The organism is Mesorhizobium sp. M7A.F.Ca.US.006.04.2.1, assembly GCF_004022915.1.
Taxonomy (GTDB): domain Bacteria; phylum Pseudomonadota; class Alphaproteobacteria; order Rhizobiales; family Rhizobiaceae; genus Mesorhizobium; species Mesorhizobium ciceri.
The window spans coordinates 1-1,162 of sequence record NZ_RZQA01001295.1 but is presented as its reverse complement, the minus strand read 5'-3'; the positions used below and the strand labels follow the sequence as shown (position 1 = coordinate 1,162).

Here is a 1,162-nt window from a genome sequence, read left to right as displayed (position 1 = left end):
CCCCCGTCTGGGGAGGTTGAGGAACACTCAGAACTCGATCCCCTGCTGCGCTTTCACGCCGGCGGAAAAATGATGCTTGGTCACGCCCATTTCGGTGACGAGGTCTGCGGCCTCGACCAGCGCCGGCTTGGCGTTGCGGCCGGTGACAACGACATGCAGGCCCTCGCGCCGCGCTTTTAGCGCGCCAACCACTCTGTCGAGATCGAGATAGTCGTAGCGCAGCGCAATGTTCAATTCGTCGAGCACCAGCAGGCTGATCGACGGATCGGCCATCAGTTCGAGCACCTTGGCCCAGGCGGCTTCGGCGGCAGCGATGTCGCGCTTCAGATCCTGGGTTTCCCAGGTGAACCCCTCGCCCATCGCGTGCCACACGACACGGTCGCCGAAGGCGGCGAAGGCGTCCTTCTCGCCGGTGTGCCACTTGCCCTTGATGAACTGGACGACACCGACGCGCTTGCCGTAGCCGAGCATCCGCAGCGCCAGCCCGAAGGCGGCCGTGGTCTTGCCTTTGCCCGGGCCGGTGTTGACGATGAGCAATCCCTTCTCGACCGTCTTGCTCGCCACCTCGGCATCCTGCACCGCCTTGCGCTTGGCCATCTTGGCGCGGTGGCGCTCTTCGTCCTTATTGTCGATATCGGTCATATCATTTCACCTTGAGCGGCAGCCCCGCCACCATCAGCAGCACCGTATCGGCAATCGCCGCGACCTGCTGGTTGAGCCGGCCGGCGGCATCGCGAAAGCGGCGCGCCAGTGCATTGTCCGGCACGATGCCTTGGCCGACTTCATTGGACACCACGAACCAGGGTCCGCGCGGCCGCGACAACACCTCCGCCAATCGCCGGCATTCAAGGTCCAGATCGTGTTCGGCCAGCATATGGTTGGTCAGCCACAGCGTCAGGCAGTCGACAAGCACCGGCCGATCGTCCGGCAAGGCGGCAAGGGCGCCGGCGAGGTCGAGCGGTGCGTCGATGGTCGTCCAGCCTTCGCCGCGCCGCGACCGGTGCAACGCGATGCGCTCACGCATCTCGTCATCATAGGCTTGCGCCGTGGCGATATAGGTCCAGGGCGGCGGCAAGGCGGTCGCCAAAATTTCGGCGCGCGCGCTCTTGCCGGAGCGCGCACCGCCGATGAGGAAGGTCAGTGTCTTGCGATCAGGCAAAGC

2 protein-coding genes are annotated in these 1,162 nt (G+C 65.1%); both read right to left on the bottom strand.

Translation table 11 applies throughout. The features are described 5' to 3' along the window. Positions 1-27 precede the first annotated feature (27 nt). Entirely contained in the window at positions 28-642 is a 615-nt protein-coding gene (gene cobO / locus EN925_RS36775; protein WP_063172410.1) for a cob(I)yrinic acid a,c-diamide adenosyltransferase, read from the bottom strand. A 1-nt stretch (position 643) separates the two neighbouring features. Next, positions 644-1,159 (bottom strand): bifunctional adenosylcobinamide kinase/adenosylcobinamide-phosphate guanylyltransferase, encoded by a 516-nt coding sequence (gene cobU, locus EN925_RS36770; RefSeq protein WP_127368368.1) that lies wholly within the window; start codon positions 1,157-1,159, stop codon positions 644-646. Positions 1,160-1,162 lie beyond the last annotated feature (3 nt).

What these genes read in the sequence shown, in the direction of transcription:
- cobO (WP_063172410.1), bottom strand. Translation starts at nt 642, where the DNA reads ATGACCGATATCGACAATAAGGACGAAGAGCGCCACCGCGCCAAGATG.